Raw genomic sequence first — 15,620 nt, 5'->3', positions numbered from 1 at the left:
GAGGGCGCTCCCCGGCCGCACCACGAACGGCGCGGCCGGGACTCTGCGCCTCAGGTGATGGCGACGCCGATGGCGATCCCTCCGCCGACGACGCCGGCACCACCGACGCCGATGGCGACACCGCCGAAGAACTCACCCCAGTTCCAGGCCGCTTCGAGCGACTCGAGCGGCTCGATGTCCGCGACGAGCGCCGCGAACGCCTGATCCGTGTCCTGTGTCTGCGATTCCATGTTTCACCCCCTCGCTCAGCCGTACGGTCGATCGCTCCGCTACTCGTCAGGTGATCGCCACTCCCACGGCGATGCCGCCGTAGAGCAGCCCGCCGCCGACGATGGCGCCGGCACCGATGCCGGCGACCCACTCGCCCCACCCGGGAGCCTCGAGCGCTTCCAGCTGCTCGATCTCTGCAAGTTCGTTGATCATTTTTCACCCCCTCTCAACGCCCCCGCAGGTCATCACAGCCGGAATTCGGCGCGCAGGAGTGACCAGATAGTGATATGTCCCACTTCGCTCGCGGCAGACCGCACGCGTCGCGACCGGCTCTCGCGCGCCCGTGGCGCAGCGACGTCGCAGCCCGACGGAGAGACCACGTCGGACCAGGTCAGACCGGGAAAAGAGGCCGAAGACCTGTCAGCGGGAGGGTGCGTCGAGCATCGGTCGTCCCTCGGCGTCGAGGAGAACGGTCAGCCCCCCGACCGCACCGACCTGGTGGAAGAGATAGCAGACACCCGTCTGCCGATCACGGAGGATCCTCGTGAGCTCGGACAACGTCCGCGTCTCGAAGACCACGTCGAAGCGCTCGTTCGTCGTGTCCATGCCGGGCATGCTAGCCGCGGGCCCGTCCCGCGGTGACCATCTCTCCCGTGCCGGAGAGTCGCCGGGTCGAGATCGCGCATGCGGAAAGCCCCCGCCGTCCCGGACCGTTGGTCCAGGTCAGCGGGGGCTTCCGTGTCGGAGCCGCCTATCAGAATCGAACTGATGACCTATTCATTACGAGTGAATCGCTCTACCGACTGAGCTAAGGCGGCGTGCACACCGACGCGGTCACGAGGGACCGCCGCAGCGAGCGAGCCAACTGTACCCAACGACCGGCCGAGACTCCAAAGCGGCCGGTCGCGAGTCAGCAGGTCTTGCCCTCGGCGGGCAGCGTCCCGTCCACGAGGTAGTCGTCGACGGAGTCCCCGATGCAGGAGTTCGAGCTGCCGTAGGCGGTGTGCCCCTCCCCCTGGTAGGTCAGCAGGCGGCCCGAGTCGAGGGTCTTGGCGAGGCCCTGCGCCCACACGTACGGCGTCGCGGGGTCGTTCGTGGTGCCGACGACGACGATCGGCGCCGCGCCCTTGGCGTGCAGGTCGAAGTCCTTCTTCACCGGGGCCTCGGGCCAGTCGGCGCAGGTCAGGCCGTTGTAGGTGAAGAACTCACCCATGGTGGGCGCCGCGGCCTCGATCTGCTTCGCCTGGGCGTCCATGAACGCCATGTCGGGGTTGCCCGGGTCGTCGAGGCAGTTGACCGCCCGGAATGCCTCCGCGGAGTTGCCGGTGTACGAGCCGTCCGGGTTGCGGTCGTTGTAGTAGTCGGAGAGCAGCAGGAACGTCGTGCCGGTGCCCTTGTCGATCGCCTCGGTCAGCGCCTGCGTCAGCAGCGGCCAGTTCGCCTTGCTGTAGAGCGGCAGCGCGATGCCGTAGAACATCAGCGTCTGGGTGAGGTCGCGGTCGGAGTCCGTCGGCAGCGGGTCGTCGAGGGCGCCGTCGAGCAGGTCCTTGATCTGCGCCATGCCGTCGTCGACGGAGCCGGTGAGCGGGCACTTGCCCGTCTGGCAGTCCTTGACGTAGGCGCGCAGCGCGTTCTCGAAACCGACCGCCTGCTGCGCGCTGATCTCGTCGGCGTCGAGCGACGTGTCGATCGCGCCGTCGAGGACCATGCGGCCCACCCGGTCCGGGAACAGCCCCGCGTACGTCGCGCCCAGCTGGGTGCCGTAGGAGAAGCCGACGTAGGTCAGCGTCCCGTCGCCGAGCGCCGCGCGCAGCATGTCCATGTCGCGGGCCGCGCTCTGGGTGTCGACGGTGGCGAGCTGCGGGCCCGTGTTCTTCTGGCACGCGTCGGCCCACGCCTTGAGCTCCGTGCGCAGGTCGGCCAGGCCGGCGTCGGTCTCGGGGAAGTCCTTGGACAGCGACTCGTCCTTGCGGGCGTCGTCGAAGCACCGCACGGGCGACGAGCCCGACACGCCGCGCGGGTCGAACCCGACGATGTCGTAGCTCTCGCGCACCGGGTCGCCGAACAGGGACTTCGCGTCGCCGACGAACTCGACGCCGGACGCGCCCGGGCCGCCCGGGTCGGTGAGCAGCGAGCCCTTGCGGTCGCCCGACGCGGGCAGGCGCTTGAGCGCGAGGTCGATGCTCCCGGAGTCCGCGTCGTCCCACGAGATGGGCGCCGCCGCCGTCGCGCACTCGAAGCCGCCGCCGCACTTCTTCCACGCGAGGTCCTGCGTGTAGTAGCTCTCGAAGCCCGTCGGGGCGCCGTCGCCGGCCGGGGCGGCATCGCTCCCCGGGGCGCTCGAGGCGGTGCCCGACGACGGGTCGACGGGGTTCTGGTCCTTGCCGGCGGGCGTGCACCCGGCGAGGACGACGACGAGGAGCGCCGCGAGCGCGCCAGCAGCAGGACGGAGTCGGCGTGGTGTCACGGCGCCACGGTATCCGCTCCCGGCGACGCCTCGTCACCTGCGCGCGTCACCCCTGGGGGCGCAGCGCCACGGTCATCGCCTCGACCGCGAGGAGCGGCGCGACGTTCGCGTCGAGGCGCTCGCGCGCCTGCCCGACGGCGTCCATGCGCCGCAGCGTCTGCAGCGGCTCGGAGTCGGCCGCGAGCGCCCGGACCGTCCCGCTCATCGCCGTGTTCACGGGCTCGACGTCCGAGCCGAGCTGCAGGAGCAGGACGTCGCGGTAGAGCGAGAGCAGGTCGAGCATCGCGCGGTCGAGGACGTCGCGCTGGTACCGCGTGGCGCGGCGCTTCTGGTCGCGCTCGAGCTCGCTGACCTGCGAGCGCAGGCGGGGCGGCAGGGTCTGCCCGGCATCGGCGCCGAGCGCCCGCAAGAGCTCGGCCTTCTCCGCGGCGTCGCGCTCCTGGGTCGCCGCCCTCGCCTCCGCCTGGGCGACCGCGACGAGCCGCCCGGCGGCGACGACGGCGTCCCCCACACCGCGGATGTCCCGGGCGATCTCGAGGATCTGGGTGCGCCGGGCGCGCGCCTCGGGGTCGCGGGCGAGTCGGCGGGCGATCCCGATGTGGCTCTGCGCGGCGCGCGCCGCCTCGAGCGCGACCTGCGGCTCGGCGCCGTCGCGGCGCTCGATCAGCCCCGCGACCGCCTCGACCGGCGGCACGCGCAGGACGACGGAGCGGCAGCGCGAGCGGATGGTGGGCAGCACGTCCTGGGTGCTCGGGGCGCACAGGATCCAGACCGTGTGGGCGGGCGGCTCCTCGATCGACTTGAGCAGCACGTTGGTGGTGCGCTCGAGCATGCGGTCGGCGTCCTCGACGATGATGATCTGCCACCGGCCCGACGACGGGCGGCGCGCGGCGCGCCCGACGAGGTCGCGGACCTCGTCGATGCCGATGGTCACCTTGTCCGTCGCGACGACCGTGACGTCCGCGTGGGAGCCGCCGAGCGTCGTCGTGCACGCCCGGCAGACGCCGCAGCCGCCGGCCTCGCACTGCAGCGCGGCGGCGAACGCGCGCGCCGCGACCGAGCGCCCCGACCCCGGCGGGCCCGTGAAGAGCCACGAGTGGGTCATCGCGCGCGGCTCGGCGACCGCGCCGCGCAGCACGTCGATGACGTGCTCCTGGCCGACGACCTCGTCCCAGACGCTCACGGCTCGACCTGCTCGCGCTGCTCGTCCGGGCCGGCATGCACGGCCTCGTCCACGACCGGGGTCAGGTCCAGGCGTGCGGCGAGGTCCACACGGATCTGGGACTGGATGTCCTCGACGTCGCCGGCGGCGTCCACGACGAGCCAGCGCCGCGGGTCGGCCGCCGCACGGGACAGGAACGCCTCGCGGGTGCGGCGGTGGAACTCCGCGCCGGCGCGCTCGAGCCGGTCGGGGGCGGCGGTGCGCCGCGCGGCGGCGACCGCGGGGTCGAGGTCGAGCAGGACCGTGGCCTGCGGCATGAGGTCCTGGACCGCCCAGCGGTTGATCAGCTCGACCCCGTCGTCACCCAGCCCGCGGCCGGCGGCCTGGTAGGCGATGGACGAGTCGAGGTAGCGGTCGGTGAGCACGACGGCGCCGCGCTCGATCGCGGGACGCACGAGGGTCGCGACGTGGTGGGCGCGGTCGGCCGCGTAGAGCAGGGCCTCCGCGCGCGCGTCCACGTGCTCGCCGTGCAGCACCGCCTCGCGCAGCACGCGCCCCAGCGACGTGCCGCCCGGCTCGCGGGTGAGCACGACCTCGCGGCCGGTGACGGCGCCGATCCACCGGCCGAGCAGGCGCAGCTGCGTCGACTTACCGACGCCGTCGCCGCCCTCGAAGGAGATGAAGTACCCGGCAGCGTCCACGCGCACACGATAGCCGCGGCGTCCGACACCCGGCACCTAGTGACAACCTTCACAAGCGCCGCTAGGCTGGGAACCCCGAGGACCGACGGGACCTGGGGCCCGGACCGGGCCCACCGCCGGGCCCCGCGGGCGGAGGAACCATGGACACCGTCACCACCGATCCCCTCACGCTCCTCGCGACGCAGGAGGTCGGACGCCTCGCCGTCAGCGCCGCCGGGGTCGTGGACATCTTCCCCGTGAACTTCGTCCTCGACGCGGGCGACGTCGTCATCGGCACCACCGAGGGCAGCAAGCTCGTCGAGCTGACCATCAACGAGCGCGTCGCGTTCGAGTGCGACTCCTGGGACGAGACCGACGCATGGAGCGTGGTCGTCAAGGGTCGCGCCCGCCGGCTGACCCACGACGACGAGATCGCGCGGGCGGAGAACCTCGGGCTGCGCACGTGGTCGGACGCGCCGACGACCGTGTGGCTGCGCCTCACGCCGGAGGTCGTCAGCGGGCGCCATCTCGAGCGCTGAGCGTCGCCCGTAGGCTCGGGGGCATGCCTGCAGACCTCTCCGCGCTCGCCGGGCGCACCTTCGACGCGATCCTCTTCGACCTCGACGGCACGCTCGTCGACTCCGTCCCCGCGGTCGAGCGCAGCTGGCGGCAGTGGGTGCTCGAGCACGACGTCCCCGACGAGGCGGGCTTCCGTGTGCCGCACGGGATCCCCGCGCGGCAGGTCGTCGCGCAGCTCCTGCCCGCCGAGCAGGTCGAGCCCGCCGTGGCGCGCCTCGTCCGGATCGAGCTCGAGGACGACGGCGGCATCGCCGGGCGCCCCGGCGCCGCGGCGGCGCTCGCCGCCCTCGGCGACGCGCGTGCCGCGATCGTCACCTCCGCGACGGGCGAGCTCGCCGCCCTGCGGTTCCGCGCCTCGGGGCTCGCGCGACCCGCGCGGGTCGTGACCGCCGACGACGTCGTGCACGGCAAGCCCGACCCGGAGCCGTTCCGGCGGGGCGCCGAGGCGCTCGGGGCCGACCCCGGCCGCTGCCTCGTCGTCGAGGACGCGCCCGCCGGGCTCGCCGCGGCGCGCGCGGCCGGGTGCGCGACGCTCGCCGTGCTGGGCACCCACGCCGCCGACGAGCTCGACGCCGACGCCGTCGTGCCGGACCTCTCGCACGTCCGGTTCGCCGTCGGGCCCGACGGCGTCCGCCTCACCGCGGCCTCCGCGGCCTCATAGCGGGTCAGACCCCCGCAGGATCGACGCCATCTTCTTGCCGCGGGCCACCTCGTCGACGAGCTTGTCCATGAAGCGGATCTGCTGCATGTGCGGGTCCTCGACGTCCTCCACGCGGACGCCGCAGATCACGCCGGTGATGAGCGACGTGTTCGGGTTCATCCGCGGAGCCCGCGCGAAGAAGGCCTCGAGGTCCGCCCCGTCGTCGATGGCGCGCCGCAGCCCGGCATCGTCGTACCCCGTGAGCCACGTGATGACACGGTCGAGGTCCTCCCTGCTGCGGTCCTTGCGCTCGACCTTCGCCGCGTAGAGCGCGTAGATGCTCGCGAAGCTCGTGCCGAAGATCCGATGACCCGCCACGGCGTCCCCTCCTTCTCGTGCTGCCGGGCCGCTCACTCCCCCGGGTAGGCGACCCCGACCTGGCGGCGCACCTCGTCCATGGTGCGTATGATCGCGAGGGTGTCGTCCCACGTCATCCGCGGGCTCTCGGTGAGGCCGGCCGCGACGCAGCGCGCGACCTCGGCGGCCTCGTACTCCTTGCCCTCGCCCGCGAAGCCCTCGTAGGTCCAGCTCACGCCGTCGTCGCGCACCACGCGGAACCCGGTCGGCGTGTAGAACCAGCCGTCGACCTCGATGCGGCCGCGCGAACCGGTGACCACCGCGCCGTTCTCCCCCACCGCCCAGAGCGAGGTCTGCAGCGTCGACTGCGCCCGCGGCCCGTGGGAGAGCACGATGCTCACCTGCCCGTCCACCCCGGTCTCCGTCAGGGCGCCGACGGCCGTGACGGCGTCGGGCGCCCCGAGCAGGTCGTGGGCGAAGGCGATCGGGTACACGCCGAGGTCGAGGAGCGCGCCGCCGGCGAGCTCCGGCGCGTACAGGCGGTGGCCCGGGTCGAGCGGGAAGGCCTGACCGTGGGCGGCGCTGACGTTGACGACGTCACCGATCTCGCCGCGCGCGATCGCGGCGCGGATCGCGGCGACGTGGGGCAGGAAGCGGGTCCACATCGCCTCCATGACGAAGACGCCCGCCTCGCGGGCGGCGTCGAGGACCTCGCGGGCCTCGGCCTCGTTGCGGGTGAACGCCTTCTCCACGAGCACGTGCTTGCCGGCCCGGACCGCGAGCAGCGCGTGCTCGTGGTGGTGCGAGTGCGGCGAGGCGACGTAGACGACGTCGACCTCCGGGTCGGCGACCAGGTCCTCGTAGGAGCCGTGCGCCCGCGCACCCGGGGCGTGCTCGTCGGCGAAGGCCTGCGCCTTGTCGGCGTCGCGCGAGCCGACCGCGACGACGCTCGACGCCGTCCCCTCGCGCACCGATCCGGCGAACACCCCGGCGATCCAGCCGGCGCCCAGCACCCCCCAGCGGACCGGGGGCGCGGACGCGGGGTCGGGGACGGAGCCCAGGAGCTCGTCGCGCTCGGCGGTGGGTGTGCTCGGGGTGCTGTGGCTGGCGGTCATGGCGACACGCTAGCGCGCGCCCCCGTCACTCCCCGGGGTAGACCACCCCGAGGCGGGCGCGGGCCGCGTCGAGGACCCGCAGCAGGTCGAGCGTCTCCTGCCACGGCATGCGCGTGCTCTCGTGGTCCCCCGCGGCGACGCACCGCGCCACCTCCGCGGCCTCGTACTGCTTGCCGTCCGGGGCGAACCCGTCGAACTCCTTGCGCCCGCCGTCGTGCCACTCCACCGTGAACCCCGTCGGGCCGTAGGCGTGCTCGGGCACGTGCACGAACCCGGAGGTCCCCCCGATCGTGACCGACGCCGGGGTACGGGTCAGGAGCGAGGACGTCGCCGTCGCGACGGCGCGCGTCCCGTACCGCAGCGTCACGGTGGACTGCGCGTCGACGCCCGTGTCCGTGAGGAAGCCGGTCGCCGCGACCTCGTCGGGCACGCCCAGCAGGTCGAGGGCGAACGCGAGGGGGTACACCCCGACGTCGAGCAGGGCGCCGCCCGCGAGCCCCGGGTCGAACAGCCGCGAGGCCGGGTCGTGGGCGAACGCCGCCTCCCGGCTCCCCGAGACGGAGACGACGTCGCCGATCTCCCCGCGCGCGACCATCGTGCGGATCGCGGCGACGTGCGGCAGGTGGCGGGTCTTCATCGCCTCCATGACGAACACCCCGGCCGCGCGCGCGGCCTCGAGCACCTCGACCGCCTCGGCCTCGTTGCGGGTGAACGCCTTCTCCACGAGCGCGTGCCGGCCCGCCCGGACCGCGAGCAGCGCGTGGTCGCGGTGGTGCGAGTGGGGCGTGGCGACGTAGACGACCTCGACGTCCGGGTCCGCGACCAGGTCCTCGTAGGAGCCGTGCGCGCGGGCGCCGGGGGCGTGCCGCTCGGCGAAGGCCGCCGCGCGCGCCGCGCTCCGGGAACCGACGGCTGCGACGCTCCCCGCCGTCGAGGTGCGCACCGCCTCCGCGAACGAGCCCGCGATGGCGCCTGCCCCGAGGATCCCCCAGCGCACCGGGGGCGCGGACATCGGGTCGGGCACGGCATCGAGCACGGAGACGACGGACATGCGTCTCACGCTAGACCCGTGCCGGCGCCCCGCGCCTGGCGGGCGGGACCCGGCCGGGTGACCATGACCCATGACCGTCCGTGCCAGCGCCCGCGGCCTCGTCAAGGTCTACGGCCGAGGAGACACGCGCGTGCGCGCGCTGGACGGTGTCGACCTCGACCTCGACGCCGCGCACCTGACCGCCGTCATGGGCCCCTCGGGCTCGGGCAAGTCCACGCTCATGCACTGCCTCGCGGGGCTCGACACCGCGACGGAGGGCACGATCGTCGTCGACGGCCAGGACATCAGCCGCATGTCCCAGCGCCGCCTGACCGCCCTGCGCCGCACCCGCGTCGGGTTCGTCTTCCAGTCCTACAACCTCGTGCCGACGCTCACGGCCGAGGAGAACATCACGCTCCCCCTCGACATCGCCCGCGCCCCGGTGGACCGCGACTGGTTCGACGAGGTGGTCGACGCCGTCGGCCTGCGCGACCGCCTGCACCACCGCCCCGCCGAGCTCTCCGGCGGCCAGCAGCAGCGGGTCGCGTGCGCGCGGGCGCTGGTCTCGCGCCCGTCCGTGGTCTTCGCCGACGAGCCGACCGGCAACCTCGACTCGACGTCCTCGGCCGAGGTCCTCGCGTTCCTGCGCCGCTCCGTCGACGAGCTCGGCCGATGCGTCGTCATGGTCACCCACGACCCGCGGGCCGCCTCCTACGCCCACCGCGTCGTGTTCCTGGCGGACGGCCGCCTCGCGGGCGACCTCCGGGACCCGACCCAGCAGGACGTCCTCGACGCGCTCGGCGGGCTCGCCCTGTGAGCCGGGCCGTGCCGTGAACCCGGCCGCACAGTGACCCGCGTCGCGCTGCGCGGCGTGCGCGCGCACCTCGTCCGGTTCGTGCTCTCCGTCCTGGCCGTCACCCTGGGGGTCGCCTTCGTCACGGGCGCGTTCGCCTTCCGCTCGATGCTCTCCTCGACGTTCGACGACATCATCGCCACCACGCTCGGCGCCGACGCCTACGTCCGCGGCGCCGACGAGCTCGCGGACGCGCCCGCGCAGGGCGGCACGGGCGGCGGAGGCACCGCCACGGGGTTCGGCACGCCGCGCACCCCCGTCCCGGTCGCCCTGGCCGACGACGTGGCCCGCACGGACGGCGTCGCCCGCGCCGAGCCCGACGTCTCGGGCTCCGTCGTCCTCGTCGGCGCCGACGGGACCGCGGTGATCACCTCCGGGCCGCCGAGCACCGCGTTCGCCGTGCAGGACGGCGACCCGGGAGTCCGCCTGACGAGCGGCACCTGGCCGTCCGGCCCCCACCGGATCGCGCTCGAGGACTCCGCCGCGCGGACCTCCGGCCTCGCCACCGGCGCCCGGACGCAGGTGGTGCTGGGCGACGAGCCGCGCGACGTCGTCGTCTCCGGGACCTTCGCGATCGAGGCGTCGCCCGCGGGGGCGATCCTCGTGGGGGTCGACGAGCGCACCGCCCTCGACACCTTCGCGCCCGACGGCCTGGTGCCGTCGGTCTCCGTCTACGCGGACCCGGGCACGAGCCAGCAGCAGCTCGTGGCCGCGCTCGCGCCCACGCTGCCCGACGACGCCCAGGTCGTCACCGGGGACGAGGCCCGGGACGAGGCGAGCGAGGGCGTCGAGCAGATCCTCGGCTTCGTGGAGACGTTCCTGCTGGTCTTCGCCGCGATCTCGCTGTTCGTCGGCGCCTTCATCATCACCAACACGTTCGCGATGTCCGTGCGCGAGCGGATGCGCGAGCTCGCGCTCCTGCGCGCCCTGGGCGCCTCGCCGCAGCAGGTGTTCCGCTCGATCCTCGCGCAGGCCGTGGTCGTCGGGGTCCTCGGCTCCGCGCTCGGCATCGTCTCCGGCGCGGGCCTGGTCGTCCTGATCCAGCGGGTGCTCGCCGCCCGCGGCATGGAGCTCGCCGGGAGCGTGCCGCTCGGCGCGGTGCCGCTCGCCGTCGCGGTGGCGGGCGGGGTCGGGGTGAGCCTGGCGGCCGCGAGCGTCCCGGCCCGGCGCGCCGCGACGGTCCCGCCGGTCCAGGCGATGCGGGACGACGTCCGCCCGGAGCGCTCCGTCGCCACCCCCGCCGTCGTCGGTGCCGCGGTCACCCTCCTCGGCGCCGCCCTGCTCGTCCTCGCCGCCGCCCTCGGCTCCTCGACCGACGAGACGCCCACCGGCCTGGGCCTCCTCGACGACCTCGACCCGCGCTGGGTGCTCGCGGCGGGCGCGGCGGGCGTGCTCGTCGGCGCGCTGGTGCTCTCCCCCGCGCTCGCGCGGCCCGTCCTCGCGGTGCTCGCGTGGCCGGTCCTGCCGCTGCGCCCGCTCGGGCGCCTCGCCCGCGGCAACGTCACCCGCATGCCGCGCCGCACCGCGAACACCGCCGGCGCCCTGATGATCGGCATGGCGCTGGTCAGCGTCACGGGGGTGATCGCCGCGTCCGCGGACGCCTCGGTCCGGTCCATCGTGGACCAGGAGATGGCCGCGGACTACCTCGTGGACTCCGCGACCTTCACCGTGCCCGCCGGCGCCGCGGACGCCGTCGCGGCCGTGCCCGGCGTCGGGGAGACCGACCCGGTGAGGCTGGCGACGCTCGAGCTCAGGAGCCGATCTGACGGGTCTGGCGGGGCAGGCGCCTCTCCCGCGGGCGTCTCGGCCGCCGGCGTGCGGCCCGGCTTCTTCGGCCGCGCGCTGGACCCGGTGACCGTCGAGGGGGACCCCGCGGCGGCCCTCGCCGACGGGCAGGCCGTGGTCCGCCGCCTCGCGGCGCGCGACCACGGCTGGGCGGTCGGCGACACCGTCTCCCTGCGCGGCGGCACGCGGGACCTCGTCGTCGGCGCGGTGATCGACAGCCAGGTCGTCACGTCCGACGTCGTCGTGCCCCAGGACGTGCTCGACGCCCTGGTCCCCGAGCGTCAGCAGTCGCTCCGGGTCGTGTACGTGACCGCGGCCGACGGCACCCGGCCGGAGGCGCTGCGCGACGGGCTCGTCGCCGCCGTGCAGCCGTACCTCGTGCTCTCCGTGCTCGACCCGGAGGAGGTCGCGTCCTCGTTCGCCGACCAGGTCACGCGCGTGCTGAACATCCTCTACGCGCTGCTCGCCCTCTCGGTCGTCATCGCGCTCCTCGGCATCGTCAACACCCTCGCGCTGTCGATCATCGAGCGCACGCGCGAGATCGGGCTCCTGCGCGCCGTCGGGCTGGGCCGGCTCCAGCTCGCCGGGACCATCGCGATCGAGGCGGTGCTCATCTCGGTGTACGGCACCGCGCTGGGCACGGCCGTGGGGATCGGGATCGGCGCGGCCCTGCCCGGCGTGCTCGCCGACCAGGGCCTGACGACGCTCGCCGTGCCCTGGGGCCAGGTCCTCGCCGTGCTCGGCGGCGCGGTCGTCATCGGCCTCGTGGCGAGCGTTTGGCCCGGGATCCGGGCCGCCCGCCTGCCCGTGCTCGACGCGGTGACGACCGACTGAGCCGCTACTTCTTCGCGGCCGCCTTCGTCGCGGCGGGCTTCTTGGCCGCCGGCTTCTTGGCCGCGGGCTTCGTGGCCGGGGCCTTGCGCGCCGGCTTCTTCTTGGGCCCCTGCGCGCGCTTCTCCGCGAGCAGCTCGAACGCGCGCTCCGGTGTGACCGAGTCGGGCGTCAGCTCGCGCGGCAGCGTCCGGTTCGTCTCGCCGTCGGTGATGTACGCGCCGAAGCGGCCCTCCTTGATGACCACCGGCTGGTCCGTCTCCGGGTCCTGGCCGAGCTCGCGCAGCGGCGGCGCCGCCGTGCGCCCGCGGCCGCGCTTGGGCTGCTTGTACAGCTCGAGCGCCTCGTCGAGGGTCACGGTGAACAGCGACTCCTCGTCCGGCAGCGTGCGCGAGTCGGTGCCCTTCTTCAGGTACGGCCCGTAGCGCCCGTTCTGCGCGGTGATCTCGGTGCCGGTCTCCGGGTCCGTCCCGACGACCCGGGGCAGGGAGAGGATCCTCAGCGCGTCCTCGAGGGTGACGGACTCCAGCGTCATGGTGGACAGCAGCGAGCCCGTGCGGGGCTTCGGCTGGGCCGCCTTGGCCCGCTTCTGCGCGGCGGCCGACAGGCTCGGGTCGACGGGCGGGAGGTCGAGCAGCTCGGTCACGTACGGGCCGTAGCGGCCCGAGCGCGCGACGATCGTCGTGCCCGTCGCCGGGTCGGTGCCCAGCTCCTTGCCGTCGTCGGCCCCCGCGGCGAGGAGCTCGCGGGCCTTGGCGAGGGTCAGCTCGTCCGGCGCGACGTCGTCGGGCACCGTGGCGCGCGGAGGGTTCTCGCCCTCCTTCACCTCGACCGAGAGGTCCTCCACGTACGGGCCGTACCGGCCGACCCGCAGCTGGATGCCCTCGCCGAGCGGGATGGAGTTGATGCCGCGCGCGTCGATGTCGCCGAGGCCCTCGAGCAGCCCGCGCAGGCCCCCGGTGGCGGCCGTGCCGCTGCCGTCGCCCCGGTAGAACTGGTCGAGCCACTCGACGCGGTCCTTGGCGCCGGCCGCGATCTCGTCGAGGTCGGCCTCCATCGCCGCGGTGAAGTCGTAGTCGATGAGCCGTCCGAAGTGCTCCTCGAGCAGGCGCACCACGGCGAAGGCGACCCAGCTCGGCACGAGGGCCTGCCCGCGGGTGAGGACGTACCCGCGGTCCATGATCGTCGAGATCGTCGACGCGTACGTCGACGGGCGTCCGATCCCGAGCTCCTCGAGCGCCTTGACGATGCTCGCCTCGGTGTAGCGCGGCGGAGCGGACGTCGAGTGGCCGTCCGCGCTCAGCCCGTCGGCCGCGAGGGCGTCGCCCTCGGCCATCCGGGGCAGGCGCGCCTCGGCCTGCTCGCCGCCGCCCTTGCCGTTCCCGGCCGCGCCGCTCCCGCCCGACGCCGCGGGCGCGTCCTGCGCGTAGCGGTCCACGTCCGAGGACTCCTCGTACGCGGCGAGGAAGCCGCGGAACGTGATGACGGTGCCCGACGCCGCGAAGACCGCGTCGCCGCGCGCGTCCGGTCCTGCGACGGGCGCCACGACCCGGACCGACGCCGTCGAACCCTTCGCGTCGGCCATCTGGGAGGCGACGGTCCGCTTCCAGATCAGCTCGTAGAGCCGGAACTGGTCGCCGCTGATCTCGCGCGCCACCTGGGCCGGGGTGCGGAACGAGTCCCCGGCGGGGCGGATCGCCTCGTGCGCCTCCTGGGCGCCCTTGCTCTTCGAGGCGTAGGCGCGGGGCTTCTGCGGGACGAAGTCCGCCCCGTAGAGCTCGGCGGCCTGCCGGCGCGCGGCGTCCGTCGCCTCGCTCGACAGCGACGGCGAGTCGGTGCGCATGTAGGTGATGTACCCGTTCTCGTACAGCGCCTGCGCCGTGCGCATCGCCTGGCGCGACGACATGCGCAGCTTGCGGCTCGCCTCCTGCTGGAGGGTCGACGTCGTGAACGGCGCGGCCGGGCGGCGCGTGTACGGCTTGGTCTCGAGGCTGCGCACCGTGAACGTCGCGTCGGCGAGCCCGGAGACGACGCCGTGGGCCGTCGCCTCGTCGAGGTGCACGACGCCCTTCGCGGCCGCCTTGAGCTGCCCGCGGTCGTCGAAGTCGCGGCCCGCGGCCACGCGCGATCCCCCCAGCTCGACGAGCCGCGCGCCGAACGCCTTGCCCGCGTCGTCGTGCCCCGGGTCCGCGAGCTCGAAGGTCCCGGTGACGTCCCAGTACTCCGCCGCGACGAACGCCATCCGCTCGCGCTCGCGCTCGACCACGAGCCGCGTCGCCACGGACTGCACGCGCCCGGCGGACAGGCCCTGACGGACCTTGCGCCACAGCACCGGGGAGACCTCGTAGCCGTAGAGCCGGTCGAGGATGCGCCGCGTCTCCTGGGCGTCGACGAGGTCCGTGTCGAGCTCGCGGGTGTTCTCCAGCGCGCGGGCGATGGCCTCGCGGGTGATCTCGTGGAAGACCATCCGCTTGACCGGGACCTTGGGCTTGAGCGCCTCGATGAGGTGCCACGCGATGGCCTCGCCCTCGCGGTCCTCGTCGGTGGCGAGGTAGAGCTCGTCGGCGTCCTTGAGCTCGCGCCGCAGCTCGGCGACCTTCTTCTTCTTGTCGCCGTAGACCTCGTAGTACGGGTCGAACCCGTTGTCGACGTCGACCGCGAACTTCCCGTACGGGCCCTTCTTCATGTCCGCGGGCAGCTCGGACGGCTGGGGCAGGTCGCGGATGTGCCCGACGCTCGCCTCGACCACGTAGTCGTCGCCGAGATAGCCCTGGATCTTGCGCGCCTTGGTCGGCGACTCCACGATCACGAGCTTGCGTCCTGCGGACATCCGTACCTGCTTCCCTCACGTTCGGCGCGCGGTCGGCGCGCGGCAGTCAACGACGTTACGCCACGGCCGCAAGCGGCGGACCGCCTCGCGGCCGCCCTGTGGACCGGTGACGCTACCCCACGCGCGGACAGGCGGTCGCCTGGCGCAGCACGAGCAGCACGGCGAAGGCCAGCGCGGTCGCGCCGACGACGCCGAACGCGCCCCCGACGTAGGCCGTCACCGTCGGGCGGGCCGCGTCCGAGGAGCCCAGCACCTGGACCGCCGACCAGCGCGCGGCCGCCAGGGCCACGACCCCGGCGATGGTGAGCAGGCCCGCCGTCGCCCACGACACGGGACCCACCCGGCCCTGGTGCGGCGGCACCGGGTCGAGGCCCGAGCGTGGTGTGCAGGCGAGCACGATCCCGCCCCACGCCACCACCACGAGGACCGCCGCGACCGCGTCGCTCGGGCGGTGCCACTGGCCGACCAGCGTCGAGACGCCGGTCAGCGCGGCGTAGGCGGCGCCGAGCGTCGCCACGAGCGGGCGCACCCCGCGCGGGACCACGACCAGCAGCGCCACGGCGACGGACGCCGCGACCGTCGTGTGCCCGCTCGGCAGCGTGTTCTCGTAGGAGTACCCGCCCACCAGGTTGTCCCGGTGCAGGACCGTGTGCTTGAGCACCTGCGTGGTCACGTTCGCCCCGGCGACGAGGAACGCGACCTGGAGCGCGAGGCCCCAGCGGCGGCGCAGCAGCGCGATGCCCATCGCCGCGGCGATGCCCACGACCACGAACGAGACGGACACGACGTCCAGCACCGGCTCGGCGTACGACCACAGCCGGCCCTGGCCGTACGTGGCGCCGTCGAACGCCATCTGGTCGAGGCGCTGACCGGCGTACGTCTCCACGAAGTAGCGCCAGACCAGCCAGACGCCCACGAGCGCCGCGAGCGCGACGACGGCCGCGACGACGCGCGGCCCGCGCGCCACCTCCGGGCGCCGCACGAGGGACGTCTCCGACGGCCCGGCGGGGGCCGAGATCACGTCGGCACCCCGTGCCGGAGAGGGACGTCGCAGGTCATGGCATCACGGTAGGCCACCGGA

Annotated in this window: 15 protein-coding genes and 1 tRNA gene; 4 read left to right on the top strand and 12 right to left on the bottom strand. The window is 74.3% G+C overall.

Translation table 11 applies throughout. From position 1 onward, the window contains the following. Positions 1-50 precede the first annotated feature (50 nt). The 7 genes from EDF32_RS07165 to tmk form a co-directional block, all read right to left on the bottom strand. Entirely contained in the window at positions 51-230 is a 180-nt protein-coding gene (locus tag EDF32_RS07165) for a hypothetical protein (RefSeq protein WP_123307841.1), read from the bottom strand. A gap of 46 nt (positions 231-276) precedes the next feature. Beyond that, positions 277-423 carry a hypothetical protein gene (locus EDF32_RS14670; protein ID WP_199734851.1) on the bottom strand — a complete coding sequence of 49 codons (147 nt, stop codon included), beginning with the start codon at positions 421-423 and terminating at the stop codon, positions 277-279. A 207-nt stretch (positions 424-630) separates the two neighbouring features. Further along, positions 631-816, bottom strand: coding sequence for a DUF6440 family protein (locus EDF32_RS07160; protein WP_123308054.1), 186 nt, complete (start codon positions 814-816; stop codon positions 631-633). Between the two features lie 139 nt (positions 817-955). Then, positions 956-1,028 (bottom strand) — tRNA-Thr (locus EDF32_RS07155). Positions 1,029-1,120: 92 nt separating this feature from the next. Next, positions 1,121-2,677, bottom strand: a complete 1,557-nt coding sequence (locus EDF32_RS07150; RefSeq protein WP_123307840.1) for an alpha/beta hydrolase — start codon at positions 2,675-2,677, stop codon at positions 1,121-1,123. 46 nt (positions 2,678-2,723) lie between these two features. Continuing rightward, on the bottom strand, positions 2,724-3,860 hold the full coding sequence (locus tag EDF32_RS07145) for a DNA polymerase III subunit delta' (RefSeq protein WP_123307838.1): 1,137 nt from the start codon (positions 3,858-3,860) through the stop codon (positions 2,724-2,726). Then, complete coding sequence (gene tmk, locus EDF32_RS07140; protein WP_370449946.1) at positions 3,857-4,546, bottom strand: dTMP kinase; 690 nt, start codon at positions 4,544-4,546, stop codon at positions 3,857-3,859. The genes EDF32_RS07145 and tmk overlap by 4 nt, the downstream gene beginning before the upstream one ends. Before the next feature lie 134 nt (positions 4,547-4,680). On the opposite strand from tmk, the gene EDF32_RS07135 reads away from it, so the two are divergent. Both EDF32_RS07135 and EDF32_RS07130 read left to right on the top strand, forming a co-directional pair. Then, positions 4,681-5,058, top strand: coding sequence for a pyridoxamine 5'-phosphate oxidase family protein (locus EDF32_RS07135; RefSeq protein WP_123307836.1), 378 nt, complete (start codon positions 4,681-4,683; stop codon positions 5,056-5,058). A gap of 23 nt (positions 5,059-5,081) precedes the next feature. Further along, the gene (locus EDF32_RS07130) at positions 5,082-5,759 is read left to right on the top strand and encodes an HAD-IA family hydrolase (protein ID WP_123307835.1); all 678 of its coding nucleotides are present in this window, start codon (positions 5,082-5,084) and stop codon (positions 5,757-5,759) included. Here the strand turns inward: EDF32_RS07130 and EDF32_RS07125 are convergent. The 3 genes from EDF32_RS07125 to EDF32_RS07115 are packed head-to-tail and all read right to left on the bottom strand — an operon-like array spanning position 5,754 to position 8,261. Continuing rightward, the gene (locus EDF32_RS07125) at positions 5,754-6,116 is read right to left on the bottom strand and encodes a DUF2200 domain-containing protein (RefSeq protein ID WP_123307834.1); all 363 of its coding nucleotides are present in this window, start codon (positions 6,114-6,116) and stop codon (positions 5,754-5,756) included. The genes EDF32_RS07130 and EDF32_RS07125 overlap by 6 nt on opposite strands. Positions 6,117-6,148: 32 nt before the next feature. Continuing rightward, on the bottom strand, positions 6,149-7,210 hold the full coding sequence (locus EDF32_RS07120) for a Gfo/Idh/MocA family protein (RefSeq protein WP_123307833.1): 1,062 nt from the start codon (positions 7,208-7,210) through the stop codon (positions 6,149-6,151). 25 nt (positions 7,211-7,235) lie between these two features. Then, the gene (locus EDF32_RS07115; RefSeq protein WP_199734850.1) at positions 7,236-8,261 is read right to left on the bottom strand and encodes a Gfo/Idh/MocA family protein; all 1,026 of its coding nucleotides are present in this window, start codon (positions 8,259-8,261) and stop codon (positions 7,236-7,238) included. A gap of 70 nt (positions 8,262-8,331) precedes the next feature. Between EDF32_RS07115 and EDF32_RS07110 the strand changes: the two genes are divergently transcribed. Together EDF32_RS07110 and EDF32_RS07105 are read left to right on the top strand one after the other, a co-directional pair. Continuing rightward, entirely contained in the window at positions 8,332-9,057 is a 726-nt protein-coding gene (locus EDF32_RS07110) for an ABC transporter ATP-binding protein (RefSeq protein WP_123307831.1), read from the top strand. 30 nt (positions 9,058-9,087) lie between these two features. Next, positions 9,088-11,712 carry an ABC transporter permease gene (locus tag EDF32_RS07105; protein WP_123307830.1) on the top strand — a complete coding sequence of 875 codons (2,625 nt, stop codon included), beginning with the start codon at positions 9,088-9,090 and terminating at the stop codon, positions 11,710-11,712. Positions 11,713-11,716: 4 nt separating this feature from the next. Here the strand turns inward: EDF32_RS07105 and topA are convergent, their stop codons facing one another. Both topA and EDF32_RS07095 read right to left on the bottom strand, forming a co-directional pair. Beyond that, a complete protein-coding gene (topA, locus tag EDF32_RS07100; RefSeq protein ID WP_123307829.1) occupies positions 11,717-14,539 on the bottom strand; it encodes a type I DNA topoisomerase in 2,823 nt (940 codons plus the stop codon). A gap of 112 nt (positions 14,540-14,651) precedes the next feature. Continuing rightward, on the bottom strand, positions 14,652-15,560 hold the full coding sequence (locus EDF32_RS07095) for a phosphatase PAP2 family protein (RefSeq protein WP_233565781.1): 909 nt from the start codon (positions 15,558-15,560) through the stop codon (positions 14,652-14,654). Positions 15,561-15,620 lie beyond the last annotated feature (60 nt).

The organism is Cellulomonas sp. PhB143 (genome assembly GCF_003752595.1).
GTDB lineage: Bacteria > Actinomycetota > Actinomycetes > Actinomycetales > Cellulomonadaceae > Paraoerskovia.
This window is presented reverse-complemented; position numbering and strand designations above follow the sequence as displayed.

Coding starts and splice junctions, on each gene's coding strand:
- EDF32_RS07110 (WP_123307831.1), top strand. CDS start 8,332: ATGACCGTCCGTGCCAGCGCCCGCGGCCTCGTCAAGGTCTACGGCCGA.
- topA (WP_123307829.1), bottom strand. CDS start 14,539: ATGTCCGCAGGACGCAAGCTCGTGATCGTGGAGTCGCCGACCAAGGCG.
- EDF32_RS07120 (WP_123307833.1), bottom strand. CDS start 7,210: ATGACCGCCAGCCACAGCACCCCGAGCACACCCACCGCCGAGCGCGAC.
- EDF32_RS07115 (WP_199734850.1), bottom strand. CDS start 8,261: ATGTCCGTCGTCTCCGTGCTCGATGCCGTGCCCGACCCGATGTCCGCG.
- EDF32_RS07165 (WP_123307841.1), bottom strand. CDS start 230: ATGGAATCGCAGACACAGGACACGGATCAGGCGTTCGCGGCGCTCGTC.
- EDF32_RS14670 (WP_199734851.1), bottom strand. CDS start 423: ATGATCAACGAACTTGCAGAGATCGAGCAGCTGGAAGCGCTCGAGGCT.
- EDF32_RS07160 (WP_123308054.1), bottom strand. CDS start 816: ATGGACACGACGAACGAGCGCTTCGACGTGGTCTTCGAGACGCGGACG.
- EDF32_RS07130 (WP_123307835.1), top strand. CDS start 5,082: ATGCCTGCAGACCTCTCCGCGCTCGCCGGGCGCACCTTCGACGCGATC.
- EDF32_RS07135 (WP_123307836.1), top strand. CDS start 4,681: ATGGACACCGTCACCACCGATCCCCTCACGCTCCTCGCGACGCAGGAG.